Below are 25,852 nucleotides of genomic sequence, written 5' to 3' on the forward strand. Positions count from 1 at the left end.
CAGAGCCGGCGCGAGGCGTCTGTTCTGTCAGCTCTCATAACGTTTTCTCGGCTACTGACCAAGAAGGGGTGTAATCGACGAAGGGAGCACGGCCGGTGCGTCGCAAACAGCCGGATATCGCTACAGATCCGGACGCTTTCGAAGCCTTCTACCGGCGCCACGTCGATGCGGTCACCTCGTTCATCGCCCGCCGGGTCGATGATCCCCACACGGCCGCCGACCTGGTGGCGGAGGTGTTCATGGCGGTGCTCGACTCCGCCCACACCTACCGCCCCGGACGCGGCAGTGAGATCGCCTGGCTGTACGGCGTCGCGCGCAACACGCTCTCGGCCGAGCGGCGGCGGGCGTACAAGGAGACGATGCTGGCCGGTCGCGTCGGCGGGCGAAGGCACCTCGACACCGACGACGTGGCCGAGCTCGTGGCGCGGATAGACGCCGAGAACCTGGCCAGGCGGGCCTTCCAGGCCATGGCCGGACTGCCCGACGGTGACCGCGCGATGCTCGAACTGGTCGTCATCGACCAGCTCACGATCAGCGAGGCGGCCACCGCCCTGGGCATCCGGCAGGGAGCCGCCCGGGCCAGGTTGCATCGTGCCCGCCACGCGCTCATGGACGTGCCGGAGATGGCTCCCTTCGTCATGGAAGGAATCCGATGAACTTCAAGGAGCACGTACTGATGGAACTGAAAGCCGAGATCGAGGCCCGCAACGGGGCCCGGCGCCGGCGCACCAGGCGGCGCCTGCTCACCGGCGCGGCGGTGGCCGCCGTCGCGGCCGCCGCGGCGGTCGTGACGCCGTTCCTCAACGGTTCTGACGCCCCCGCCTACGCGGTCACCAGGAACACCGACGGCACGATCACGCTGCGGATCAACGAGTTCCGCGACCCCGGCCAGGTGGAGAAGGACCTGGCGGCGCTCGGCGTGCCCTCCGACGTCTCCTACCTCAAGCCCGGCACCCGCTGCGCCCCCGACCGCGCGCCCGCCGACCCCGGCCCCTCCTTCACCAAGGAGGAGCTCCGGAGCAAGGACCCGGCGGTCCGCAAGAGGATCAGGGACGCGATCGAGAACAGCCCCAACGCGAAGACGTTCCGGATGGGCGGCGGCCAGCTACGGATCGACCCCAAGCGCATCAAGGCGGGGCAGACCGCCGTCCTGGAGTTCACCGAGAACGCCGACCAGACCTCCGGCCCCGAGAAGCCCAGGGTGCTGTGGCAGTTCAGCGGCTTCCTGGTCGACGGGCCGGCCAAGCCCTGCAAGGTGATCGACGACCCGTCCTGGGACCAGATGCCCGACCCGAAGAAGCACCCGGAGGCGTACCCGCCGCCCGGCATGTGAGCGACCCGCCCGAAAAGGCGGCCCGCGCCCGGATCGGGGGCCGGGCCGGGCCGCCTGGTCGCGGCCGTGCCGGGCGCGGCCGTCCGGGGTCCGGCCGGCGGTCAGGACTCCCAGTCGAGGGTGCGGCTCACCGCGCGTTTCCAGCCCTCGTAGCCCGTCTCGCGCTGCTCGTCGCTCCACTCCGGGTTCCAGCGCCGGTCCTCGGCCCAGTTGGCGCGCAGTTCGTCGGTGTCCTTCCAGTAGCCGACGGCCAGCCCGGCGGCGTACGCGGCGCCCAGCGCCGTCGTCTCGGCCACCACCGGACGGCTGACCGGCACGCCCAGGATGTCGGACTGGAGCTGCATGCACAGGTTGTTCGCGGTGACGCCGCCGTCGACCTTGAGCACGTCCAGCACCACGCCGGAGTCCTGCTGCATGGCTTCCACGACGTCCCTGCTCTGGTAGCAGATGGCCTCCAGCGTGGCGCGCGCCAGGTGGGCGTCCCTGTTGTACCGGGACAGGCCGACGATCGCGCCGCGCGCGTCGGGCCGCCAGTACGGCGCGAACAACCCCGAGAACGCCGGGACGAAGTAGATCCCGCCGTTGTCGGTCACCTGCCGGGCCAGGTCCTCGCTCTGCGCGGAGGAACGGATGATGTGCAACTGGTCGCGCAGCCACTGCACGGCCGACCCGGTCACCGCGATCGAGCCCTCCAGCGCGAACACGGCCGGCTGGCCGGCGAACTTGTAGGCGACGGTGGTGAGCAGGCCGCGCTCGGAGCGTACGAGGTCGGTGCCGGTGTTGAGGAGCATGAAGTTGCCGGTGCCGTAGGTGTTCTTGGCCTCGCCCGGCGAGAAGCACACCTGGCCGACGGTGGCCGCCTGCTGGTCGCCGAGGATGCCGGTGATCGGCACCTCGCCGCCGAACGGGCCGTACCTGCTGGTCGTGCCGTAGGAGGCGGGCTCCGAGGACGGGCGGATCTCCGGCAGCATCTCGCGCGGGATGCCGAAGAAGGACAGCAGCTCGTCGTCCCACTCCAGCGTCTCCAGGTCCATCAGCATGGTGCGGCTGGCGTTGGTCACGTCGGTGACGTGCACGCCGCCGCGGGCGCCGCCGGTGAGGTTCCACAGGGTCCAGGTGTCGGTGTTGCCGAAGACCGCCTCGCCCCGCTCGGCCGCCTGGCGTACGCCCTCGACGTTCTCCAGGATCCACTGGATCTTGCCGCCGGAGAAGTAGGCGTCCGGCCGCAGGCCCGTCTTCCTGCGGATGACCTCGCCGCGGCCGTCCCGTTCGAGCTGCGCGGCGATCCTGGCGCTCCTGGTGTCCTGCCACACGATGGCGTTGCAGTACGGGCGGCCGGTGCGCGGGTTCCACACGACCGTGGTCTCGCGCTGGTTGGTGATGCCCACGGCGGCCAGGTCGGTGTCGTGCAGCCCGGTCCGCTGGAGCGCCGTCTCGATCACCGCGGACGTCCTGGTCGAGATCTCGATGGGGTTGTGCTCCACCCAGCCCGCCCTGGGGAGGATCTGCTCGTGTTCGAGCTGGAACTTGCACACCTCCAGGCCGCCGTGGTTGAAGATCATGAACCTGGTGCTGGTGGTGCCCTGGTCGACGGCCCCCACGAAATCGGGCATGGTCGTTCTCCTCCGTTCGGGTCAGACGCGGCCCGCGTCCTCGATGTCGGGCTCGGGCTCGGGGAGGAACCGGGCGATCATGAGCTGGTAGAGCCCGGCGCCGGCCAGGCCGCCGAGCAGGGGGCCGACGATGGGCACCCAGAAGTACAGGTCGCCGTACTGGTCGCGCCAGGCGCCGGAGTAGCCGGTGAGGAAGCTGGCCAGGCGCGGCCCGAAGTCGCGCGCCGGGTTGATCGCGTAGCCGGCGTCGGCGCCCCACGCCATGCCGATGCCGACGATGAGCAGGCCGATGACCACCGGGCCGAGGTTGGCGCTGGGCGCGAGGTTGTGCGAGTCGGACAGGGCGTACAGGACGAACATCAGGATGGCGGTGCCGATGATCTGGTCGCGGAACCCGCCCCAGGCGCCGACCGGGAGCGAGCCGTTGCCGGGCAGGGTGGAGAAGACGGTCTGGGTCTTCAGCGTGTGCCCGGGGTCCACCTTGTTCAGCACCTCGGTGTAGTTCCAGCGCACCAGCAGCGCCCCGACGAACGCCCCCGCGGTCTGCGCCAGCGAGTACGGCAGCACCTTGGCCCACGGGAACCCGCGGAAGGTCGCGAACGCCAGCGTGACGGCCGGGTTGAGATGGGCGCCGGTGATGCGGCCCGCGACGTAGACGCCGAGCGCGACGCCGATCCCCCACGCCCAGGCGATGCTGTCGTGGTCGCCGAGGCCCGCCGCGACCACCTGGGCGACGACGCCCACCCCGAACAGGATGAGCACCATCGTGCCGGCGAACTCGGCGATGAGCTCACCGGCAAGTTCCAGGCGTTTGACACGTTCGACCACCGCTGTCCCCGCTTTCGTGGTGTCGGCGTTGTGTGCCATTCCCCGATCGGGGAAACGTATACGGATCGTGAGCGTATGAGCACAAAGTGTTGTTCGGGGGATCGATGAACATGACCGGGGCGATGGACGCCAGGAACCGTCAGGCAGCCATCGACCGGCTGGCGGAGCAGTCCTTCGACGTGCTGGTGATCGGCGGCGGCGTGACCGGCGCGGGCGCCGCGCTGGACGCCGCCTCCCGCGGGCTGCGGGTCGCGCTGGTGGAGAGCCGCGACCTGGCCGCCGGCACGTCCAGCAGGTCGAGCAAGCTCATCCACGGCGGGCTGCGCTACCTGGAGCAGTTCGACTTCAAGCTGGTCCGCGAGGCGCTGAAGGAGCGCGACCTGCTGGTCTCGCGGCTGGCCCCGCACCTGGTCAAGCCGGTCACGTTCCTGTATCCGCTGCAGCACGGGCTCATCGAGCGGCCGTACGTGGGGGCCGGGCTCACCCTGTACGACACGCTGGAGGGCATGCGCCGGCCGATGCCCCGGCACCGGTACCTGTCGGTCAAGGAGTCTCGCCGGATGGCGCCCGGCCTCCGCGCGGACGCGGTGTCGGGCAGCATGATCTACTTCGACGCCCAGGTGGACGACGCGCGTTTCACCCTCACCCTGGCCAGGACGGCCGCCGCGCACGGCGCCGTGATCGCCACCCGGACGCGGGTCGTCGAGATGCTGCGCGACCAGGGCAGCGAGCGCGTCGTCGGCGCCCGTGTGCATGACGAGGAGACCGGCCGCGACCTCGACGTCAGGGCCGACGCCGTGGTGGTGTGCGCGGGCGTGTGGACCGACCCGATCAACGGGCTGCCCGGCTCGGCGCCGGCCGGTTTCAAGGTCAGGATGTCGAAGGGCGTGCACGTGATGGTGCCGGGCGAGGCCATCGCGTCGTCCACCGGAATGATCATCCCGACCGAGAAGAGCGTGCTGTTCATCATCCCCTGGACGCGGCGGCGGTGGATCGTCGGCACCACCGACACCGAGTACGACGGCGACCGCGAGGAGCCGGCCGCCACCGGCGAGGACATCGACTACATCCTCGACCACGCCAACGCCGTGCTGGCCCGGCCGCTGACCCGCGACGACGTGGTGGGCGTCTACGTGGGCCTGCGCCCGCTGGTGGCGGCCGACGAGAACTCGGCGACCACGAAGCTGTCCCGCGAGCACGTCGTGGACGTGCCGGCGCCGGGCCTGGCCACGATCGCCGGGGGCAAGTTCACCACGTACCGGGTCATGGCCAAGGACGTGGTCGACGCGGCGCTGGAGGGCTTCGACGTGCCGGAGTCGGTGACCGACCGGCTGCCGCTGATCGGCGCGGACGGGCTGCCGGCGGTGCGCGCGTCCGTCCGGCGGCTGGCCGAGGACCACGACGTGGACGCCGACGTCGTGGAGCACCTCGTCCAGCGTTACGGCACGCTCGCGATGGAGGTGCTCGCCCTGGTCGACGACGACCGCTCGCTCGGCGAGCCGCTGGTGGAGGGGTGCCCGTGGATCAGGGCCGAGGTGGTGTACGCCGTCACGCACGAGGGCGCGCTGCACGCCGAGGACGTCCTGTCGCGCCGGACCCGGATGCTCATCGAGGCGATCCCCGCCGCGCTCGACGCGGCCCCCGTGGTGGCGCGGCTGATGGCGGGGCTGCTCGGCTGGGACGAGGCCCGGGTGGAGGCCGAGGCGGCGCGCTGCCGCACCCTGGTCGAGGCCGAGCGCGAGGCCCTGGCCGAGGCCACGGCCCCGCGGCGTGAGCCCGCCGCCGCGTCCTAGCGACGGCGGGTCACCGGTCGGCGAGGGTCAGTGGCTGAGGAGGGTCAGCGACGGTTCGGGGGTGACCGCCAGGCGGGCCCGGCCGCCGACCGGGAAGGTGGCCAGCGGGTTGGTGTGGCCGACGTCGACGTTGGCCAGGACGGGAACGTCCCGCAACCCCGGCTGGGTCTCGACGATCTGCTCGAGAAGGGGCCGGGTCATCCGGCTGGCCTGCTGGAACCGCCCGATCACCAGGCCGCGGACGGTCTCGGCGCCCGGGAGCTGGAGCAGCGAGGTGAGGTTGCGGGCGAAGGTCGCCGGGTGGGACTCCAGGTCGTCCTCCACGATCAGCAGCGCGCCGTCGAGTGACGGCATGTACGGCGTGCCCTGCAGCAGGTTCAGGGTGCAGAGGTTGCCGCCGACGACGCGCCCCTCGGCGGCGCCGGGCCGCAGCGCCCACCAGCCCTCGTTGGGGATCGGCTCGCGCCCGTCCTGGTCGAGGAACCACAGGTCGTCGGTCCAGTACTTCGACGCCCCCAGCTCGACCGGCGCGTCGCCGAACAGGACGGAGGCGAACCACTCCAGGGTCTGCTCGAAGTGGTCGCGCATCCCGAACGTCGACCAGTGGGGCCCGGAGTACGTGACCAGCCCGGCGCGGGCGAGGACGGCGTTCTGCAGGGCGGTGATGTCGGAGTAGCCGCACAGGATCTTGGGGTTGGCCCGGATCAGCTCCCAGTCGAGGTGCGGCAGGAGCTCGTTGCAGTTGTAGCCGCCGATGACGGTCAGGATCGCCGCCACCGACGGGTCGGCGAAGGCGTCGTGCAGGTCGGCGACGCGGGAGGCGACGCTGCTGGAGTTGAAGGCGTCCCGCTCGTCGACGTGGCGGCCGTAGGTGAGCGTCAGGCCGAGCTCGGCGAAGCGGGCGTCGATGATCGCGGTGTGGTCGTGCTCCATGACCATCGCGCGCGAGCAGGCCGGCGCGATTACGCGGACGACGTCGCCCGCTCTGAGTTTGGGGGGATGGATGACGTCCATCTAGCGAAGCATAGGCGAGGCGCTCTCCGCCTCCGCCCACACCGCGAACGAGGCCGCGTCGGCGCCGTCGCCGCAGACCGGGCAGCCGTCCGGGTCGCGCGGCCACTGGGACATGACCTCCAGCTCGCCGGTCTCGAAGTGCACGTCGAGCTGGCGGCCCAGGGCGATCGGCTCGGCGTGGCCGGTGACCAGCCGGATCGCCTCGCCGGCGATCAGCGACGCGACCAGCGCGATGTGCGGGGCGAAGGCGAGGGTCACCCGGCCCTGCTCGGCCCGCAGCGCCCCGGCGAGCTGGGCGAGATAGCTGGGGTCGGCGCGCGAGTAGTACAGGTGCAGGCAGTCCATGCAGCCCGTCTCGTGCGGACGCACCGAGAACAGCCGGCCCCGGGTGACGAACGAGCCGCCGCACACGTACGGCACCCCCTCCTGCACGCAGCCCGCGTTCACCCGGCGCTGCGCGACGAACGGCGGCTCATCGATCGCGCAGATCGCGACGTCGGCGCCCCGGACGAGCCGGGCGACGTCCGCGGCCGACTCGATCCTGCGCTGCACGGCGGCGAACTCGACGCCCGGGTTCACCTCCTTGGCCGTCCGCGCGGCCACCGCGGTCTTGTACGCGCCGAGATCGCTCTCCCGGTAGAGGAACTGCCGGTTCAGGTTGCTCAGCTCGACCCGGTCGTAGTCGACGGCCGTGATCCGGCCGAACCCGGCCGCCAGCAGCATGGGCAGGATGTACGAGCCGCCGCCGCCCAGGCCGAGCAGCACGCAGTGGGCGCCGCGCAGCCGGTCCTGCGGCTGCTCGCGGGCGGCGGACAGGCCGGCGTAGTGGCTGAAGTAGTTGACGTTGCCCTGGTAGCGGCGCGCGTCGCCGCCGTCGTACGGGCTGGGGCGGGCGTCCTCCAGGAAGCCGCGGCCGTCCAGGTCGCGGACCGCGTTGAGCACGTCCTCGACGCCGATGCCCGGGTGCGCCCGGCCCACCGCCGCGGCGACCTCGCCGAGCGTCCGGGTGCCGTCGAGCGCTTCGACGAGGGTCCAGAGTTGTCCGTACGGGTCGGTGAAGTCGATGGTGACGCCTGCCTGGGCGCCGATCCGGAACCGGGTGCCGTCCAGCCGGTACACCGGGTAGATGGGTTTGACACGGATGAGTCTGTCGAGCGAAACGGGCATCTTCCTTCGTCCTTCTGCGCCGTCGGGTCGGAAATGGCCGAACGGGCATCCGGGGGGCGGCCGTTCCCCCCGGATGCTCTTGTTGCTGACTGCCGCTTTCTGCGGGCCTGTCGTCAGGATCAGAAAACGATCCAGCTCACCTCGACCGGCGCCTCAGTGCCCAGGTCGTTCATCTCGTACGTCATGCGATTCACCCCCTCTCGCGAATGCCCGGACCGGCCCGGAGACGAGACCGGCCATACCTGCCGCGGCCACGAGGGCGGCCCCGAGAAGGAACACCGCCCTCGGACCGGCCGCGGAAGCCAGGAGTCCCGCGAGCAGCGCGCCCACGGGGAAGAGCCCGAACGAGGCCACCAGCAGCGCCCCGGACACGCGCCCGCGCACCGCCGCGGGCAGCGTGGTGTGCACGACGGTGATCAGCAGCACGTTGCCCGCCGCGTTCGCCGCGCCCGCGCCGAGAAAGAGCGCCGCGGGCCATGACTGGCCCTCGATCAGGCCGACCGCGCCGAGCAGCGCGGCCTGCGGGAGCATCAGCAGGACCGCCGCCCGTACCGGGTTGCGCGGGGCGCGCAGCAGGCCCGCCGCGACGCTGCCCGCGAGCGCGCCGAGCCCGAAGGCCGCCAGCACGATCCCGTACGCGGTGGAGAACGTGGCCGGCGCGCTCTCGTGCAGCAGCGCCGGCAGCCCGACCTCCAGGATCCCGGCGAACCCGAGATTGCCGACGGCGGCCAGCGTCAGGATGACCCTGAACAGCGGGAACCCGCGCACGACGGCCCACATGCCGGGCCCGCCGCTGCCCCGCTCCGGACGCACCCGGCCGGGGCGCGGCCGGACGAACCACAGGGTCGCCACCGACACCGCGAAGGAGGCCGCATCCACGGCGAGCGCCGGTCCCGGGCCCAGACGGGCGACGAACACGCCTGCGACCACCGGCCCGGTCAGCGCGACGGCCTGCGCGGTCGCGTAGTTGCGGCTGTTGGCGCGCTGGACCCGCGACTCCTCGACAATGTCGGGGATGACGGCGAAGTTCGCCGGCAGGAAGGCGCCCCCGGCCAGGCCGAGCACCGCCGCGCCCGCCGCCAGCGCCCAGAGCCGGTCCGCGCCGTCCCAGGCCAGGGCGCACAGCAGCCCGGCGGCCGGGGCCCGCACGACGTCGGCCGCCAGCATGACCGGCCTGGGCGTCCAGCGGTCCGCGAGCGGGCCGCCGAGCACGAGCCCGACCAGCCGGAAGACCCCGTAGACCGTCAGCACCGTGCCGAGGGTCGCGGTGCCGTGCCGCAGCAGCACGATCCCCGGCAGGGCGACGACGAAGAACTGGTCGCCGAAACCGGAGAACCCCTGACCGGCGATGAGCAACGCCAACGACGACACCGGAGAGCGGCGCGGTCCGGTGACGTGGCCGGTGTGGCCGGCGGGTATCGAGGACTTCGACGAATGACTCACGTAAATCAGGGCGTTCCATCCCGTTCCGGACCCGTTCCATGCGCGACCGCCCTGCACGGCTGCGCCTCCGGCCGGTCCGGCGGCTGTGCGTCGAGTGGGCCTCGCGCGTCACTCGCCGAGCACGTGCGGCGGCGCGCCGGGCGAGGCTCCGGGGCCGGGTCGGTCCCGGAGCCTAGGGTGTTTGCCATGGTCAAGTGGCTTGTACTTCTGCTGGCTTGCTCTCTGACCGGATGCGCCGGTCCCGTCGGGACGGCCGGGCGCACGTCGCCGTCCGCGCCGTCCGAATCCGCGTCGTCCGGGTCCGCGTCGGGTGAGTCGCCTCCCGATGCCGCCGCGGGCGAGGGCGGGCGGGAGGTCGGCGGGTGTGCGGACGCCCGGTGCGAGGTCACCCTCAGGGCGGGCGACGTCCTGCGGTTCGGGCAGCGTCACGGGGTCTCCCGGTTCGCCGTCGGGAGCGTCCAGGGCGACAAGGTCACGTGGGAGGCGGACTTCACCGGGGGCGGGGACATGAGCTCCCAGGGCGAGCAGGGCGGCGCGTCCACCTGCAAGTTCGACGAGGGCGGCGGCTGCTCGGGCTACATCCGGGGCGTCACCACGCTCACCCTGAACGACGTCGTCCTGCGTTTCCTCTCCTTCGACCGCGGCCGCGCCGTCGTACGGGTGACACCGAAGCGATGACCGCCGGCCGGGAGGTCGTGCGGGCATGAGCGCGCGGCCCAGCAGCCGGACCAGCGTGATCGTCACGATGGTGGTCGTGGGGGCGCAGGCCGTCGTCCTCGGGGTCCTGGCGGCGGTCACCGGCTCGGCCATCCTGTACGCCGAGGCCATGTTCAGCGTGGCCGACTTCGGGGTGGAGGTGTTCCTGCTCATCGGGCTGGCGCGGGTGGCCCGTCCGGCCGACGAGCGCCACCCGCTCGGCTACGGGCAGGAGATCTTCTTCTGGTCGCTGTTCGCCGCCGTGGGGCTGTTCGTGGGCGGGGGCGTCGCCTCGATCGTGGAGGGCCTGGGCGAGCCGTCGGCCTCGGGCGGTTCGTACGCGCTGGGCTACCTGGTGATCGTGCTGATCACGGTCAGAGACGGGTGGGCCCTGGCCGTCTCGGTACGGGCGCTCGGCGCGCGGGCCACGGTGACCGGCCGGTCGTTGTGGGCGGAGCTGCTGGCCGGCAGCGACCCGGCGGCCAAGACCGTGACCCTGGCCAACGCGGCGGCCGTGGTCAGCGGCCCGATCGCGGTGGCCGGCCTCGCGCTGCACCAGGCGACCGGGAACGAGGTCTTCGACTCGCTGGGCAGCGTGCTGATCGGGATCCTGCTGGTCGCGGTCTCGGGCCTGCTGCTGCGGCTCAACCAGAACCTCATCGCCGCGCCCAGCGTGGACGCCGCCGACCTGGCCCGCATCCGCCGCGCGATCGTCGAGGTGCCGGATGTCACGGGGGTGCGCGGGGTGATCGCGGTGATCGTCGGGCCCCACCAGGTCATGGTGGCCGCCCGGGTGACCCTCGCCTCGGCCACCGACCTGCCCCGGGCCGAGCGGGCCATGGCCGCGGTCGAGGAACGCCTGCGGCGGCGTCCGGAGATCCGCGAGGTCTACGTCACGCCGGTCGCCCCCGAATGAGCCCGCGCCCGGTCGAGCCGCGGCGACGGCACGCGAGGACGCGGGCGCGGGCCCGGGAGCGGGGACGAGGCCGGTTGCGGGCGCGGGTCCTGGAGCAGGGCTCTGATCTCCTGGCTGATCGTGTTCATGGCGGCGCTCAGGTCGTGCAGGAGCCGGTCGGCCGCGGCCGGGTCGGTGCGGTGGCCGGTGGCGGCGGCGTCGACCGTCCCGGCCAGGTCGCGCAGTGCCCGGCCGAGCCCCTCGCGCAGGTCGTGGTGGAGGCGGCGGCGTTCCTCCTCGCGGATGGCGAGCACGCGTTCCCTGGCCCGGCGCAGGTCCGCGGTGACGGCCATGGTGTGGGCGGCGCCGGCGACGTACGGGGTGATCGCGGCGACCGCCCGCGGGTCGGCGGACGGGGTGATCAGCAGGCGGCCCACCGCCCGTCCGTGCCACACGAGCGGCACGTCGTGGGCCACCGGCCAGGGCTCGCCCGACACGATCCGGACGCCGGCCAGCTCCACGGCGACCCCGGCGGCCGGCAGCCCGTCCCGTACCAGCTCGACCACGGCGGCCAGCGCGGCCTGCGGCCCGGTGGCGGCGACGGCCCGCCGCAGCCGCCGGACGAGCGACGCCCCCGCCCTGCCACGCACACCGGGCACCCGGACCAGCAGCGCACGCGCCCGGCCACGCACACCCGGCACCAGCACGAGCAGCGCACGTGCCCGGCCACGCACACCCGGCACCCGCACGAGCGGGTGCCGCGAGGTGGGCGGGGTCACGGCAGTTGCCGGGTGGCGGCCACGGCCGCGATCGTGACCAGGGCAGCGCCGATGCCGAGCCAGAGCCCGCGCCGAGCCGAGTCGCGGGTCATGGCAAGCGCCCCGGCCCCCAGGCTCAGCGCCAGCAGGTAGAGGGCGTGCCAGTCGGGCGAGCCGGCCACGAAGCCCACGCCGTCCAGGTACGGCGGCGGCCCCCACCGCGCGAACTCGACGTAGAAGCCCAGCATGGTCAGCGTCGAGTGCAGCGGCTCCACGACCCCGTTGACGGCGATCAGCACGAGCATCACCAGGACGGACGCCCCCGGCCACGGCAGCCACCGGGCCACCGCGACCCCCAGCGTGCCGGCCCCGAGCACGCACAACGGCCCGGCGCCGATCTCGTGGACGCTCGGGAACCGCTCCAGCTCGACGTCGGCGACGGCGTAGACCGTCGCCAGGACGGCCTGCATCGCGCAGGCCAGCAGGAACGGCCCCAGCGCGGCCAGGCAGGAGGCCGCGGTGCGCAGGTCGCGTCCGGCGGGGGTCGCGGCCAGCAGCTCGTCGGTGCCCGCGCGTCTGGTGGCCGAGGCCGTGAGCGTCGCGGCGAAGAACAGCGGCACGCCCAGCGGGAGGACGAGTTGGCTGGTGAGCGCGCTGTAGGCGGGCCTGGGCGCCCATTCCGTGGTGGCCAGGCCGATCAGGTACAGGACCAGGCCCGTGATCGCGAGCGGGTGCAGCATCAGCCGCCGGGTCTCGGCCAGCGCGAGCGCGGGCAGCAGGTGCGCGGGTCCGCCGCCGTTCTCCAGCTCGTCGGAGGTGCCCGGCGCGATGGGGCTCATGTGGCGCGTCATGCCGTCGTCTCCGTGGTCGCGCCGGTGAGGAGCAGCAGGTAGCCGTCCTCCAGGGTGGGGTCGGCGGGGCGGGCGTCCCCGGGGGCGGGGCCGAGGCCGCGGTACCGGCCGTCACCGGTCCGCCGGGAGCGGCCGGCCGCCTTCTCCGCCGACACCCAGACCTGCCCCTCGGCCAGCGCCCGGAGCTCCGCCGGGGTGCCGGTGAACGCGCACCGGCCGCCCTTGAGCACGACCACCCGGTCGCAGAGGGCGGCGACGTCCTCCGTCTGGTGGGTGGACAGCACGACCGCGCGGTCCTGGCCGAGGCGCGCGACCAGCTCGCCGAACAGCAGCCGCTGCTCCGGGTCGAGACCGGCGGCGGGCTCGTCCAGGAGGATCAGCTCGGGCTCGCCGAGCAGCGCCTGGGCGATGCCGAGGCGCCGCCGCATGCCGCCCGACAGCGTACGCACGCGCCTGCCGCTCACGGACGTGAGCCCGACCTCCTCGATCACCCGGCGCACCTCGTCGTGCCTGGACCTGCGGTGTGTCATCTCCTTCAGGACCGCCACGTAGTCGACGAACTCGAAGGCGGTGAGGCCGCGCTGGAAGCCCAGGTCCTGCGGCAGGTAACCGAGCCGCCGCCGGATCTCCAGCCGGCCCGCGCCCGGGTCGCGGCCGAGCAGCCGCAGCTCGCCCCCGTCCGGCGCGAGGACGGTCGCGAGGACCCGGACGAGGGTGCTCTTGCCCGCGCCGTTCGGGCCGAGCAGGCCGGTGACGCCCTTGCCCGCGCTCAGGGTGAGCCCGTCCAGGGCCCGGTTCCGGCCGTAGGTCTTCACCAGGCCGACTGCCTCGATCATGAGAACTCCCCGCGACGGACGGCGAGCAGGACGACGGACACCACGATGACGGCCAGGTAGCCGGCTTGCCCGGCGGCCCCGAACATGGCCAGGTCCGGCTCGCGCACGTTCGTGGCGACGACCGCGGCCACCCAGGGCACGGTCACCGCGACGGCGCAGCGGCGCGGGTCGTACCGGCTGGACAGCGCCAGGGTCAGCGAGGTCAGGGCGAGCGAGGGCAGCAGCCACGCGGCCGTCGCCCAGCCGCCGCCCGGCAGGGTCAGCCCGGCCGCCAGCGCCAGCGCCGACGACGACGCCACCACGGCGGCGGCCCGCATCAGCATCAGCCGGAACGTCGAGTACGGCGCGGCCAGCCCGATCTCGTACGCCGGATCGCCGTCCCGCCCGAAGGCCACGGCGACCCCGGCCACCGGCACGACCGGCGCCAGCGTGAGGAACGTCAGCAGCCCCCACCGGGTCGTCTCCCCCGAGGCCAACGCGGCGAAGAACAGCGCCACGGCGCTCGCGGCCAGCCACGGCAGCCGCAGCGAGGTCGTGGCGCCCAGCAGGCGGGCGGTGTGCTCGCGCACCCCGGCGGCCCGCAGCAGCCGTTCGACCGGGCGGGGCGCGGGCGCGTCCACGGCGTCGGCGATGTCGTCCCAGACCCGGTCCAGGCGGGCCCGCGGCACCCGCGCGGCCAGCAGGAGCCGGCACTGCTCGCAGGCCAGCAGGTGTGCCTCGACGGAGGCGGCGGGCGTCGCGGGCAGCTCGCCCGCCGCGTACGCCGCGGCCATGCCGTCGTCCATGTGCCAGGCGCTCACGCCAGCTCCTCCCTCAGCAGCGCGCGGGCGCGCATCATCCGGGTCTTGACCGTGCCGGTCGGGATGCCGAGCAGGCGTCCGGCCTCGCGGGTGGTCAGGCCGTCCAGCACGGTCGCCTGGACCACGGCGCGCAGCTCCGGGGAGAGCTGGTTGAGCGCCCGGCCGAGCTCGCCGTACTCGATGCCGAGCAGCACCTGCTCCTCGGCGGAGACCATGACCTGCTCGTGGGCGGGCAGCGCCGCCGCGGGGCGGCGGCGCAGCTGGTCGAGCAGGCGGCGCACGCCGATCCCCCAGATCCAGGCCGCGACCTCGCCCCGCCCGTTCCACTTGCGCGCGGTACGCCAGACCGCGACGAAGGTGTCCTGGACCGCCTCGTCCACCACGGCCGGGTCGGCGCAGCGACGGGTGAGCCGGAGGAGCAGCCAGGGCGCGTGCCGGGCATAGAGGACTTCCAGCGCACGCCGGTCGCCGTCGGCCACGGCCTCCAGCAGCCGGGCGTCCTGCCACGTCTCGTGCTCGCTCACGGCAGCCCGTTCATCGGTGTCATGCCTCTCTGTCGCATCCCTCCACTCCGGCGGTTCACGATGAGAGGAAAAGTACTGGCGGCGACGACCGCTCCGGCCGTCGCCGCCTGCACAGGGCCCCTACGCGGGCCTGCTCACTCCTCGGGGAAGTGGCAGCTCACCTGCCGTCCCCGCACCGTCGTGAGCACGGGCGCCTCGGTCCGGCACAACGGCTGCGCCTTCGGGCAGCGGGGATGGAAGGTGCAGCCGGGCGGCGGCGCGAGCGGGCTGGGCGGGTCGCCGTGCAGGACGATGCGCTCCCGCGTGGCCTCCACCTCCGGATCGGGCACCGGCACGGCCGACAGGAGCGTGCGCGTGTAGGGATGGGCGGGATCGGAGTAGACGGTCTCCGACGAGCCGGTCTCCACGATCCGGCCCAGGTACATGACGGCGACCGTCTCGCACATGTGCCGCACCACCGACAGGTCGTGCGCGATGAACAGGTAGCCGAGCCCGAGGTCGGCCCGCAGGTCGGCGAGCAGGTTGACGATCTGGGCCTGGATGGACACGTCCAGCGCCGAGACCGGCTCGTCGCAGACGACCAGACGGGGCCGGGAGGCGAGCGCGCGGGCGATGCCGATCCGCTGCGCCTGGCCGCCGGAGAACTCGTGCGGGTAGCGGTCGGCGTGCTCGGCGTCCAGGCCGACGAGCCGGAGCAGCTCGACGACGCCGTCCCGATCGACCGTCCGGCGCGGCCCGGCGACGATCTGCCGGACGGTGTGGCGCGGGTTGAGCGACGCGAACGGGTCCTGGAAGATCATCTGGAGCCGGCCGCGCATCGGCAGCAGGGCCCGGGGGCCCAGGTGGGTGATGTCGTGGCCGTCGAAGGTGACGGTCCCGCCGGTGGGCTCCAGCAGCCGCACGATCATGCGCCCGGTGGTGGACTTGCCGCAGCCCGACTCGCCGACCAGGCCGAGCGCCTGGCCTTCCGGCACGTCGAAGCTCACGCCGTCCACCGCCCGGACCCGTTGCCCGCGGCGTCCGGAGAAGGTCATCCGCAGGTCGCGCACGGAGAGCATCAGTGGTCGGCTCCTTCCAGGTGGCACGCGACCCGGTGGGGGTCGCCGGCGAGCGGCGGGCGCGTGGTCGCGCAGACGTCCACGGCGGCCGGGCAGCGCGGGTGGAACCGGCAGCCCGGCGGCGGCGCGAGCAGCGAGGGCGGCGCCCCCGCGATCGCCCGCAGCCGCGCCCGGCCCGCAACCGCACCCGCCGGCACGTCCGGCGGCGCCGCGCCCGGCACCGAGTCCAGCAGGGCCCGCGTGTACGGGTGCAGCGGCCGTTTGAAGATCTCCCTGGCGGGGGCGTGCTCCACGGTCCGGCCGCCGTACATGACCAGGACGTCGTCGGCCATGCGCGCCACCACGCCCAGGTCATGGGTGATCAGGACGACCGCGAGCCCCCGCTCGCGCTGGATGCGCGCGATCAGGTCCAGGATCTGCGCCTGGACGGTCACGTCGAGCGCCGTCGTCGGCTCGTCGGCGATCAGCACGCCCGGCTCGCAGGCCAGTGCCATCGCGATCATCACCCGCTGCCGCATGCCGCCCGAGAAACGGTGCGGATGCTCCCCGGCGCGCCGCCGCGGCTCGGGGATGCCCACCTCGGCCAGCATCTCCACCGCCCGCTCGCGGGCCACCCGCCGGCCGGCCCGGCGGTGCAGCCGGTACGCCTCGGCGATCTGCTCCCCCACGGTGAAGAAGGGATGCAGCGACGACAGCGGATCCTGGAAGATCATCGACACCGCGCTGCCGCGCAGCCGGCGCAGGCGATCGGCCGGGGCTCCGACGAGCTCCTCCCCGTCGAGCTCGATCGACCCCGCGACGGTCGCCCGGCGGTGCAGCCCCAGCAGCGACAGCGCGGTCACGGACTTGCCGGACCCCGACTCGCCGACGACGCCCAGGGTCCGCCCCCGCTCGACGCCGAACGACACGCCGTCCACGATCCGGACGTCGCCGAAGCTCACGGACAGGTCGCGCACGGAAAGGATCACGAGTACCTCACCCTGGGGTCGATGACCGCGTAGACCAGGTCCACGAGCAGGTTGGCCAGCACGATGAAGAAGGCCGCGAGCAGCGTCGTGCCGAGGATCACCGGCTGGTCGGACTTGACGATCCCGTCGTAGGCGAGCCGGCCGACGCCGGGCAGGCCGTACACGGTCTCGGTGATCATCGCGCCGGCCAGCAGGCCGCCCAGGTCCATGCCGAAGACGGTGACGACCGGGGTCATGGCCGCGCGCATGCCGTGCTTGGCGACGACCGTCCGCTCGTGCAGGCCCTTGGCGCGGGCCGTCCTGATGTACGGCTCGGCCATAGTCTCGATCATCTGCGCCCGGGTGAGCCGGGCGTACATGGCGGCGTAGAGGGCGGCCAGCGTGACCCAGGGCAGGATCAGGTTGCCGGCCCAGGCTGCGGGGTCGTCCGTGAGCGGCACGTACGCCGGGTACGGCAGCAGCCCGGTCACCCGTACCACCAGCAGGAGCAGCACCATCGCCACGAAGTAGACCGGCAGGGACGCGCTGGTCAGCGTGGCGATCATCAGCGTCCGGTCCAGGGCGCTCCCCCGGCGCAGCGCCGACACCACCCCGACCGTGACGCCCACGGCCAGCCACAGCAGGGCCGCGCCGACCGCCAGGGACGCGCTGGCCCCGAGCCGGTCGATCAGCAGGTCCCAGACCGGCAGGGCGTTCTGGTAGGAGAACCCGAGGCAGGGCACGTGGCAGCCGGGGCGTCCGGCGACGATGCCCGCGACGTAGCCGCCGAACTGCTCCCACAGCGGCCGGTCCAGCCCCATCTGCGCGCGCACCTCGGCGACCCGCTCGGGCGTGCAGGTCTTGCCGCACGCCTGGACCGCCGGGTCGGACGGCAGCACGTAGAAGATCACGAAGGTCACCGCGCAGATCACCAGCAGCACGCCGACGACCGCGAGGGCCCTTCTGGCCAGGTACGACGTCACTGTGCCGCCCCCTTGGGGTCGATGGCGTCGCGCAGGGCGTCACCGAGGAGGGTGAAGGCGAGCACGGTCAGGAACAGGCAGGTGCCGGGGACGAGCAGGTACATCGGGTCGACCTCGTACCAGAGCATCGCCTCCTGGATCATCTGCCCCCAGGAGGCGGTCGGCGGGCGCACCCCGACGCCGAGGAACGACAGCGCCGCCTCGGTGCCGATGTTGGCGGGCACCGCGAGCGTCGCGTACACGAGGATCGGCGCGGTGATGTTCGGCATGATCTCGCGGAAGACGATGACGCCGTTCAGCGCGCCGCCGACCCGGGCGGCGTCCACGTACTCGCGGTGCTTGACGGAGATCGCCTGCCCACGCACGATCCGCCCGATGTACGGCCAGCCGAACCCGCCCATCACACACACGAGCAGGACCATCCGGTCGCCGTCGGGCATGACCGAGATGAGGGCGATCATGAAGATCAGGCTCGGGAACGACATGAGCAGGTCCATGGTCCGGCTGATCACCGCGTCCGCCCAGCCGCCGAGGTAGCCGGCCAGCAGCCCGAACACGGTGCCGAGCAGCACCGACACCAGTGTCGCCAGGGTGGAGACCATCAGCGAGACGCGGGCGCCGTACACGATGCGGCTGAACACGTCGCGGCCGTTGACGGGCTCGACGCCGAGCCAGTGCTCGCCGCTGACGCCGCCCAGCGCCCCCTTGGGCACGCCCGCCAGCTCCTGGTCGATCGCGGAAGGGTCGAAGGCGTCCGGCGGCCAGCCGTTCACCTTGGTGAGCAGCGGCGCGGCGAGCGCGACCAGCACCAGGACCGTCACCACGACCAGCGCGAACCGGGCGGCGCCGCCGCCCAGCAGACGCTTCCTGACCAGCCGGGCGGGCGGGCTCGCCGTGACGACCGTCGCCGTCATGTCCGGCTCCGCCGGTATCCGGGGTAGCCGTTCCTCACTTCTGCCGCACCCCCAGGACGGCGAAGTCGAGCTGCCCGGACCAGACGGGATGGCCCACCGCGCCGGAGACGTCCTTGCCGACCAGGATCGGCTTGCGGTCCCACGCGTACGGCACCGCCGGCGAGGACTGCATGACCTGCCGGTCGAGGTCGACCCAGGCGGCTTCGGCGGCCTTCGGATCGCTCATGGCCTGGATCTCGTCGATGCGCTTCTGCACCGCCTCGTCGCGGAACTGCCAGACGTTGCCGGAGTTGCCCTTCTCGACGATCGTGCGCCCGTCGAACAGCAGCGGCAGGAACGTCGCCCCGGACGGGTAGTCGGGGCACCAGCCGTAGGTGAACAGGTCGGGCGTCTTGGCGGTGTCGCCGACGGTGTCGTAGTAGACCGAGGGATCGACGGGCGTGAGCACGACCTCGACGCCCGCCCGCTTCAGCGACGCCTGCACGGCCTCGCCGAGCGCCTTGTCACCGGTCGAGATCGTCATCCGGACGTTCAGCGTCCTGCCGCCCAGCAGGGCCTTGGCCTTCTCGACGTCCCCGGCCGGCGGAAGGTGGAACACGTCCTGCGGCGTGCCGCCCGACAGGGCCGGCGGCAGGTAGGAGGTGGCGATCGAGGTCATGGCCGGACCGCCGGCGGCGGTCTGGAGTGCCTGCTTGTCCAGGGCGAAGTGCACCGCCTGCCGGGCCTTCAGGTCGTCGAAGGGCGGCTTGGAGGTGTTGAAGCCGATCATGTCGGTGCATCCCGACATGGCGTTGACCAGCCGGGACTTCACGTCCGGCCGAGGCAGGATCTTGGCCAGGCTGGCGGCGCTGACGTCGGTGTAGGCGATCGAGGTGGCGTCCTCGCCCCTGCTCTCGATGAGCCGGTCGTCGATCACGCCCTGCCGCAGGCCCTGCTTGACCACGATGCGGTCGGGCGCGGCCTTGCGCACCGGGTCGGTGGCCGCCGACCAGTGCGGGTTGCGCACCAGGACCATCTCCTTGCCCCGGTCGTAGCGCTCGATCTTGTACGGCCCGGAGGAGAAGGGCCGGTTGTCGTACTGCGCGCCGGTCTCCTTCGCGGCCGGCACCGGCGCGAACGTCGGCAGCGTCACCGTGGAGGAGAACTCGGCGACCGGCCGCTTGAGGCGGAAGACGATGGTCCGGTCGTCGGGGGTCTCGATCGAGTCCAGGTGCCGGCCCTTCAGCGGGCCCTTGTAGCCGTCGGCGCCGGCCAGGTAGAGCTGGGCGTAGTTGGGGCCGCCGGGCAGCTCGGGGGCGAAGGAACGCTCCACGTTGTACTTGATGTCCTTCGCGGTGACGGGGGTGCCGTCCTCGTACTTCACGCCGTCCTTGAGGGTGAAGGTCCACACCTTGCCGCCTTCGGAGGCGGTCCCCAGGTCGGTGGCCAGATCCGGGACGATCTCGTGGCTGCCCGCCTTGAAGGTGGTGAGGGTGCGGTAGAGCAGCCGGATGCCGAAGTCCATCTGGGGCATCGTCCAGTTGCGGGCCGGGTCCAGGTGGGAGAAGTCCTGGTTGGACAGGATCGTCAGGGTCCCGCCCCCGGCCGCCGCGGGCACGGCGGCCTTGCCGCCGCCGCAGGCCGCCACGCCGAGCAGGAGCCCCGCGGTCAGCACGTTACGGAGAGTCACGGATCACTCCAGTGAGGTGAGAGGGCCCGGGCCGGGACCGGCGGGAGAGGGTTCGCCGGCCCCGGCGCCCGGGCGGTCTAGTACTCGGTCTTGACGCTCGCGCCCGAGAAGGTCTGCGCGGCGTGGAGGCTGATGTAGTTGTAACCGGCGGGCGGGTTGTTGATCACCAGGGTCTCGGCGTTGCCCGACGCGGTGGAGCGCTGGGTGTAGGCCGAGGTGGTGGCCCAGGTGGCGGCGTTGTAGTAGAGGTCGGCGTTCCCGGTGCCGCCGGAGGCGGTGATGGTCAGCCTGGCCGTGCCCGCGGGCAGGTAGATGTAGAGGTAGGCGTAGTTGCCCTGGGTGGCCGACAGGTTGCTGCGCTTGCAGTTCTTGTCGAGCTTGCGGGTGTCGGAGGCGGTGCACTCCGGCGTCGAGCCGCCGCCGGTCGACACCGTGACCTGCTTCGACGTCGTCGCGGTGGCGCCGCCGTTGTCGGTGACGGTCAGCGTGACGGTGTACGTGCCCTGCGCCGCGTAGGCGTGCGACGGGTTGGCCGCGGTGGAGGTGGCGCCGTCGCCGAAGTCCCAGCGGCGGGCGGCGATGGTGCCGTCGGAGTCGGTGGAGGTGTCGGTGAAGGCGGCCGTCAGCCCGCTGGCCGTGGAGGTGAAGTTGGCGGTGGGCGCCTGGTTGCCGGTGCCGCCCCCGGAGCACGCCCCGGCCGCGCAGGCGGCGAGCCAGGTGTTCCAGTCGGAGTCGTAGCGGCTGCCGATCGTGCTGGTCAGGAACGACCTGGCGGTGCTCCACGCGCCGGTCCGGTACGAGCCGAGCAGCGTCGCGACGTCGGCCGGGTGCTTCTCGAACATGTAGCGGACGGCCAGGTACCCCCACCGGTAGATGCGGGTGGTGTCATGGTCGTAGGTGGTGTTCCACAGCGTGCTCAGCGCGTACGTCCGCTTGCCCGCCTCGGTGATCGCCGCGTCGTAGACGACCTTGCGGTAGGAGTAGGAGACGTACTCGGCGAAGCCCTCGATCCACCAGATGGTCGGCGTGCTCACCCCGGCGTTGAAGTCGCCGTACATGTCGAACCGGCCGTCGAGGTAGTGGGTGTACTCGTGGTTGAGGTTCCAGATCTGGAAGTCGGGGCGCAGCCACTCGGCCTCGTAGGCGATGAACCTGGGCTGGTTGCCCGCGGCGGCGGGGTTGCCCTCCAGGTACATGCCCCCGTTGTTGGTGTCGATGCCGAACATCGCGCCGGCGTAGGTCTGGTAGTCGGTGCTGGAGTCGAAGACCACCACCTCCAGCGTGGTGTTGTTGTCGCCGGCGACCGGGCCGTTGTCCTTGACCAGGTTGTGGAAGAAGGCGTCCTGGTTGGCCAGGCTGGCGCAGGTGGCGGCGAGCTGGCTCGAGGTGACCTCCTGGGCCCGGATCCTGATGCTGGCGCTGCAGGTGTGGGTGACCGGCAGCACGCTGGCCGCCAGGCGGGCCGCCAGGTCGCAGGTGCCGTAGTAGGAGCAGTTGGCCTGGTCGTAGGAGTCGGTCATCTCGGCCACGCCCACCCACAGCGGCGCGGTGGCGCCGGTCATGGAGCTGCGGCCGAGCAGGTTCTTGGCCAGCGGCCGGACGGTGGCCTGCAACGTCGTGTGCTGCAGGAAGCGGCCCAGCTCGCGCCCGGCGTTGGAGACGAGGTAGGAGCGGTCGGTGCCGAGCATGTTGAGGTGGTTCGTGGCGAAGGAGTTCAGGGAGTCCAGGACGCTGCGGTCGGCCTGCACGGCGCTGACGAACGCGGGCACCTGGTGGCCGCGGAACAGCACGGTGTAGACGTTGTTGACCGCGTTGAGCATCCACCACGACGCGTCGTAGGAGCTGTTGTAGCCGTCGAGCAGGCGCTTGACCACGTACAGGTAGCGGTCGTTCTGCTCGGCGCTGTCGATGAGGGTGACGGCCTCGCCCAGCACCTCGCCGTTGGCGTCGCTGACGGTCGAGGACCGGGAGCTGCCGAAGAAGGCGTCCAGGCCGGACCGGATCGCGGTGGTGAGCGCCTGGCCGTACGAGCCGACGTCGCCGGAGTTGTACCAGTGGACGTAGTAGCCGGCCCGCAGGTAGAGGACGAGCTGGGCGGTGCCGGTGGTGTTGTCGCCCGGGTAGTTCGCCGAGTTGTCGCGCAGGGCGTAGGCGACGGTCGTCATCTGCGCCTCGCGGAAGGCGTTGTAGGCGTCCGTGCCGGTCAGGTTGAACAGGGTGTTGACGCAGTCGGTGGCGCTGGCCTTGATCTGCTGGACCAGGGCGCTGCCGGTGCGGCTGGTGAAGTCGGAGACGTTGCAGGCGGCGGCCGCGGCGACGCTCTTGCGCGCCGACGGTCTGGCGTGCTCCGGCCGGGTGGCGGGTTCGTCGTAGTCGCGGCGCAGGGCGTCCTTGGCCGCTGGCTGGGGGGCCCGGTCACGGGTGTCGAGCCGGGACTTGCCGACGTGCGGGGCGTCGTCGGCCGGGACCGCGAGGCGGGCGGCCGGGGGCGGTTCGGCCGCGGCGCTGGCCGGTGTCGCGGCGAACGGCGGGAGTAGGGCTAATGCGGCCAGGGGGACGATCAGCCGCCAGCCGTGCAGGACCTTGCGCACAAGAACCTCCGGGGGGTATCCGCATGGATGCGAGGTCGGGTACGAGTGTGCGGTCCGTCCGGAGGGCGTGGTCATACGACGCCGCATAAGTGTTGCCTATGGGCGTTCCCAATCCGTCGCCAAGAGCCATCACATGTCACATAATCCTGAGCTATGGACCTGGATCTCCGGCATCTCCGAATGGTCTGTACGATCGCCGAGGCCGGCAGCGTCACCAAAGCGGCCGCCCGCCTCGGGCTCTCCCAACCGGCGATCACCACCCAGCTCCGCAGGATCGAGGAGATGGTGGGCGGTGAGCTGTTCACCCGCAGCCGCAACGGCGTCGAACCCACCCAGCTCGGACGTCAGGTCGTCGCGCGCGCCCGGATCGTCCTGTCGGAGATCGACTCGCTCTTCGGTGACCTGCACGACGCGAACCCGGCCGTCACCGGGCTCCGGCTCGGGTGCAGCCACCTGGCGTGCGTGGCCAGCGTGGTGGACCGGGTCGGCGAGGCGTTACCCGGCCGGTCGATCTCCCTGCGCATCGAGCCGTCCAGCGTGCAGCTCGCCGACGCGCTCACCCACGGCCAGCTCGACGCCGCGCTCATGGGCATGATCGAGGGGTTCGACGTCACCCTCACGCCGCCGGTCGTCACCCGCACGCTGGTGCCCAGGTATCCCATCTTCGTGGCCATGGCCGCCGGGCACCCGCTGGCCGAGCAGCCCGAGGTGCACCTGTCCGACCTCAGGAACGAGCGCTGGATCAGCCCGCCCGGCGCCGACGACGGCTCGCTCGCCGCCCTGCGCGCCTCCTGCCGGGCCGCCGGCTTCGAGCCGGACGTGCGCTACGACGCCCCGAGCGGCGCCGGCCGCCCGCTGGTCGCCGCCGGGCTGGGCGTGCGCCTGGTGGACCCGACCTGGCCGGTGCCCGAGGGCACCGCCGTACGGCCACTGGTGGGCGAGCCGCAGGTCGGGCACCTGGTCATGGCCTGGCGCAGGGACCTGATCGGCGCGGACGCGGCGGCGGCCATCTACCGCGGGCTCGCCGCCGCCTTCGAGGACCACATCGACGACAACCCCACCTTCCGCCAGTGGTGGGACGAGCACCCGGGCGCCCACCCCCTCCGCTGACGGCCGCGACCTGCGAGGTTGGCGCCTCAATCCGCCGTGCGCAGCGGGAAGTGGCAAGCCACCTGGTGCTCGCCGCCCGCCAGCGGCGGCTCGGTCTCGCAGATCTCCTGGGCGAGCGGGCAGCGCGTCCTGAACCGGCATCCCGAGGGCGGGTTCTGCGCGCTGGGCAGCTCGCCCTTGATGGCGACGCTCGTGCGCGGCGCCACGCCCGGCTCGGCGGAGGGCACGGCCTCGATCAGCGCCTGCGTGTACGGGTGCCGGGCGGCCCTGACGACGTCGCGGGCGGGCCCGACCTCGACCAGCTTGCCCAGGTACATGACGCCGATCCGGTCCGACATGTAGTCCACGACGGACAGGTCGTGGCTGATGAACACGTACGACAGGCCCAGCTCACGCTGGAGGTCGCGCATGAGGTTGAGCACCTGGGCCTGGATGGAGACGTCGAGCGCGCTCACCGGCTCGTCGCACACGATCAGCCGCGGCTCCAGGGCCAGCGACCTGGCCAGCCCGATGCGCTGGAGCTGGCCGCCGGAGAACTCGTGCGGGTAGCGGTCGAGCACCCGTCGCGGCAGGCCCACCTGGTCCAGCAGGGTGCCGATGCGGGAGCGGCGGCCGGCCCGGTCGCCGGCCTGCTGGATCTCCAGGGGTTCGGCCAGGATGGAGTCGATGCGCATGCGCGGGTTCATCGCCGCGTAGCTGTCCTGGAACATGAGCTGCACCCGCCGGTGCATGGCGCGGCGGGCGCGCCGGTCGAGCGTGGCGATGTCGGCGCCGTCCACCACGATCTGCCCGGAGGTGGGCTCCTCCAGGCCGACGATCAGCCGGCCCACGGTCGACTTGCCGCAGCCCGACTCGCCCACGAGCCCGAACGTCTCGCCGGGGCGCACGTCGAAGCCGACCCCCGCGACCGCGCTGACCTGCGGCGCCTTGCGGCCCATCGAGCCCGTGCCGTCGTAGTTCTTGACCAGGTCGCGCACGGACAGGATCGGCGTGGCCTCGGCCTGCGGCCCGGTCCGGTCGGGCCGCGGCGCGGCGGCCTCGGCGCGCACCCGCGGCTGGAGCACCGGGTGCAGGCAGGCGTGCTGGTGCTCGCCGTCCGACAGGGTCACGTCGGTGGTCCGGCACTCCTCGGTCGCGAAGCGGCAGCGGGGCGCGAACCGGCAGCCGGTCATCGGCCGGGACAGGTCCGGCGGCAGGCCGGGGATGCTGTAGAGCGCGCCGTTGTCGTGCTCGGCCGCGCCGGGCAGCGACTCCATGAGGGCCTCGGTGTAGCGGTGGCGCGGCTGCCGGAACAGCTCGGCGGTGGTCGTGGCCTCCACCACGCGGCCGGCGTACATGACGGCGACCCGGTCGGCGCGGCTGGCGATCACGCCCAGGTCGTGGGTGACCAGGATGACCGCCATCTGGAACTCCTCGCGCAGGTCGTCGATGAGTTCCAGGATCTGGCGCTGGGTGGTGACGTCGAGGGCGGTGGTCGGCTCGTCGGCGATGAGCAGCCGGGGCGAGCAGACCAGGGCCATGGCGATGACCACGCGCTGGCGCATGCCGCCGGAGAGCTGGTGGGGGTAGGCGTCGGCGATCTTGTCGGGACGCGGCATGCCGACCCGGCGCAGGATCTCCACGGCCCGCTCGCGCGCCTCGGCCTTGCCGACGCCCTGGTGGACCCGGAGCGGCTCGGCGACCTGGGCGCCGATGCGCATGGTGGGGTTGAGCGAGGTGAGCGGGTCCTGGAACACCATGCCCATCTCGACGCCGCGGATCCTGCGCATCTCGGCGGGCGGCAGGGACAGCAGGTCGCGGCCCTCGAACAGGATCTCGCCGCCGACGACGCGGCCGCCGGACGGCAGCAGGCCCATGACCGACAGGGCGGTCATGGTCTTGCCGCTGCCCGACTCGCCGACGATGCCGAGCGTCTCGCCCTGCCGCACCTCCAGGTTGACGTGGTCGAGGGCGTGCACGACGCCCTGACGCAGCGGGATGTCGGTGCTGACGTCGCGCAGGCGCAGCAAAGGGCTCATGTTCCGTTCCT

The 25,852-nt window shown here is 72.7% G+C and carries 23 protein-coding genes; 6 read left to right on the plus strand and 17 right to left on the minus strand.

What is annotated here, in order from left to right; all coding sequences use genetic code 11:
• Positions 1-95: 95 nt before the first annotated feature.
• Entirely contained in the window at positions 96-656 is a 561-nt protein-coding gene (locus tag ABZ459_RS42630) for an RNA polymerase sigma factor (RefSeq protein WP_357983600.1), read from the plus strand.
• Positions 657-676: 20 nt separating this feature from the next.
• Complete coding sequence (locus tag ABZ459_RS42635) at positions 677-1,333, plus strand: hypothetical protein (protein WP_357983603.1); 657 nt, start codon at positions 677-679, stop codon at positions 1,331-1,333.
• A gap of 101 nt (positions 1,334-1,434) precedes the next feature.
• Here the strand turns inward: ABZ459_RS42635 and glpK are convergent, their stop codons facing one another.
• Both glpK and ABZ459_RS42645 read right to left on the minus strand, forming a co-directional pair.
• Positions 1,435-2,946 (minus strand): glycerol kinase GlpK, encoded by a 1,512-nt coding sequence (gene glpK, locus ABZ459_RS42640; protein ID WP_357983606.1) that lies wholly within the window; start codon positions 2,944-2,946, stop codon positions 1,435-1,437.
• A gap of 21 nt (positions 2,947-2,967) precedes the next feature.
• On the minus strand, positions 2,968-3,774 hold the full coding sequence (locus ABZ459_RS42645; protein ID WP_357983609.1) for an MIP/aquaporin family protein: 807 nt from the start codon (positions 3,772-3,774) through the stop codon (positions 2,968-2,970).
• 110 nt (positions 3,775-3,884) lie between these two features.
• Between ABZ459_RS42645 and glpD the strand changes: the two genes are divergently transcribed.
• On the plus strand, positions 3,885-5,567 hold the full coding sequence (gene glpD / locus ABZ459_RS42650) for a glycerol-3-phosphate dehydrogenase (protein WP_357983612.1): 1,683 nt from the start codon (positions 3,885-3,887) through the stop codon (positions 5,565-5,567).
• Positions 5,568-5,594: 27 nt separating this feature from the next.
• Here glpD and ABZ459_RS42655 read toward each other — a convergent pair whose 3' ends face one another.
• The 3 genes from ABZ459_RS42655 to ABZ459_RS42665 all read right to left on the minus strand — a co-directional run bounded on the left by ABZ459_RS42655 (position 5,595) and on the right by ABZ459_RS42665 (position 9,191).
• A complete protein-coding gene (locus ABZ459_RS42655; RefSeq protein ID WP_357983615.1) occupies positions 5,595-6,581 on the minus strand; it encodes a S66 peptidase family protein in 987 nt (328 codons plus the stop codon).
• Positions 6,582-7,748 carry a ThiF family adenylyltransferase gene (locus tag ABZ459_RS42660; protein ID WP_357983619.1) on the minus strand — a complete coding sequence of 389 codons (1,167 nt, stop codon included), beginning with the start codon at positions 7,746-7,748 and terminating at the stop codon, positions 6,582-6,584.
• A 153-nt stretch (positions 7,749-7,901) separates the two neighbouring features.
• Positions 7,902-9,191, minus strand: coding sequence for an MFS transporter (locus ABZ459_RS42665; protein WP_357983622.1), 1,290 nt, complete (start codon positions 9,189-9,191; stop codon positions 7,902-7,904).
• A 186-nt stretch (positions 9,192-9,377) separates the two neighbouring features.
• On the opposite strand from ABZ459_RS42665, the gene ABZ459_RS42670 reads away from it, so the two are divergent.
• Positions 9,378-9,869: a hypothetical protein gene (locus ABZ459_RS42670; RefSeq protein ID WP_357983625.1), complete on the plus strand. Its 492-nt coding sequence runs from the start codon at positions 9,378-9,380 to the stop codon at positions 9,867-9,869.
• A 25-nt stretch (positions 9,870-9,894) separates the two neighbouring features.
• On the plus strand, positions 9,895-10,803 hold the full coding sequence (locus tag ABZ459_RS42675) for a cation transporter (protein ID WP_357983628.1): 909 nt from the start codon (positions 9,895-9,897) through the stop codon (positions 10,801-10,803).
• Here the strand turns inward: ABZ459_RS42675 and ABZ459_RS42680 are convergent.
• The 11 genes from ABZ459_RS42680 to ABZ459_RS42730 form a co-directional block, all read right to left on the minus strand.
• A complete protein-coding gene (locus tag ABZ459_RS42680; RefSeq protein ID WP_357983631.1) occupies positions 10,776-11,561 on the minus strand; it encodes a hypothetical protein in 786 nt (261 codons plus the stop codon). The genes ABZ459_RS42675 and ABZ459_RS42680 overlap by 28 nt on opposite strands.
• Positions 11,558-12,391 (minus strand): hypothetical protein, encoded by an 834-nt coding sequence (locus ABZ459_RS42685; protein ID WP_357983634.1) that lies wholly within the window; start codon positions 12,389-12,391, stop codon positions 11,558-11,560. Before ABZ459_RS42685 ends, ABZ459_RS42680 begins: the two co-directional genes overlap by 4 nt.
• On the minus strand, positions 12,388-13,227 hold the full coding sequence (locus ABZ459_RS42690) for an ATP-binding cassette domain-containing protein (protein ID WP_357983637.1): 840 nt from the start codon (positions 13,225-13,227) through the stop codon (positions 12,388-12,390). The genes ABZ459_RS42685 and ABZ459_RS42690 overlap by 4 nt, the downstream gene beginning before the upstream one ends.
• Entirely contained in the window at positions 13,224-14,027 is an 804-nt protein-coding gene (locus ABZ459_RS42695) for a zf-HC2 domain-containing protein (RefSeq protein ID WP_357983640.1), read from the minus strand. Before ABZ459_RS42695 ends, ABZ459_RS42690 begins: the two co-directional genes overlap by 4 nt.
• Complete coding sequence (locus ABZ459_RS42700; RefSeq protein ID WP_357983643.1) at positions 14,024-14,551, minus strand: RNA polymerase sigma factor; 528 nt, start codon at positions 14,549-14,551, stop codon at positions 14,024-14,026. Before ABZ459_RS42700 ends, ABZ459_RS42695 begins: the two co-directional genes overlap by 4 nt.
• Positions 14,552-14,685: 134 nt before the next feature.
• Complete coding sequence (locus ABZ459_RS42705) at positions 14,686-15,609, minus strand: ABC transporter ATP-binding protein (protein ID WP_357983646.1); 924 nt, start codon at positions 15,607-15,609, stop codon at positions 14,686-14,688.
• On the minus strand, positions 15,609-16,577 hold the full coding sequence (locus ABZ459_RS42710; protein WP_357983649.1) for an ABC transporter ATP-binding protein: 969 nt from the start codon (positions 16,575-16,577) through the stop codon (positions 15,609-15,611). Before ABZ459_RS42710 ends, ABZ459_RS42705 begins: the two co-directional genes overlap by 1 nt.
• Positions 16,574-17,539 (minus strand): ABC transporter permease, encoded by a 966-nt coding sequence (locus tag ABZ459_RS42715; RefSeq protein ID WP_357983652.1) that lies wholly within the window; start codon positions 17,537-17,539, stop codon positions 16,574-16,576. The genes ABZ459_RS42710 and ABZ459_RS42715 overlap by 4 nt, the downstream gene beginning before the upstream one ends.
• A complete protein-coding gene (locus ABZ459_RS42720) occupies positions 17,536-18,453 on the minus strand; it encodes an ABC transporter permease (protein WP_357983655.1) in 918 nt (305 codons plus the stop codon). The genes ABZ459_RS42715 and ABZ459_RS42720 overlap by 4 nt, the downstream gene beginning before the upstream one ends.
• A 34-nt stretch (positions 18,454-18,487) precedes the next feature.
• Complete coding sequence (locus ABZ459_RS42725; protein WP_357983658.1) at positions 18,488-20,122, minus strand: ABC transporter substrate-binding protein; 1,635 nt, start codon at positions 20,120-20,122, stop codon at positions 18,488-18,490.
• Positions 20,123-20,199: 77 nt separating this feature from the next.
• The gene (locus ABZ459_RS42730) at positions 20,200-22,713 is read right to left on the minus strand and encodes a collagenase (RefSeq protein ID WP_357983661.1); all 2,514 of its coding nucleotides are present in this window, start codon (positions 22,711-22,713) and stop codon (positions 20,200-20,202) included.
• A 153-nt stretch (positions 22,714-22,866) separates the two neighbouring features.
• Between ABZ459_RS42730 and ABZ459_RS42735 the strand changes: the two genes are divergently transcribed.
• Entirely contained in the window at positions 22,867-23,823 is a 957-nt protein-coding gene (locus ABZ459_RS42735; RefSeq protein ID WP_357983664.1) for a LysR family transcriptional regulator, read from the plus strand.
• Positions 23,824-23,849: 26 nt separating this feature from the next.
• On the opposite strand, the gene ABZ459_RS42740 is transcribed toward ABZ459_RS42735, so the two are convergent.
• A complete protein-coding gene (locus ABZ459_RS42740; RefSeq protein WP_357983667.1) occupies positions 23,850-25,841 on the minus strand; it encodes an ABC transporter ATP-binding protein in 1,992 nt (663 codons plus the stop codon).
• Between the last annotated feature and the right edge of the window lie 11 nt (positions 25,842-25,852).

It is taken from the genome of Nonomuraea sp. NPDC005692 (assembly GCF_040631115.1).
GTDB lineage: Bacteria > Actinomycetota > Actinomycetes > Streptosporangiales > Streptosporangiaceae > Nonomuraea.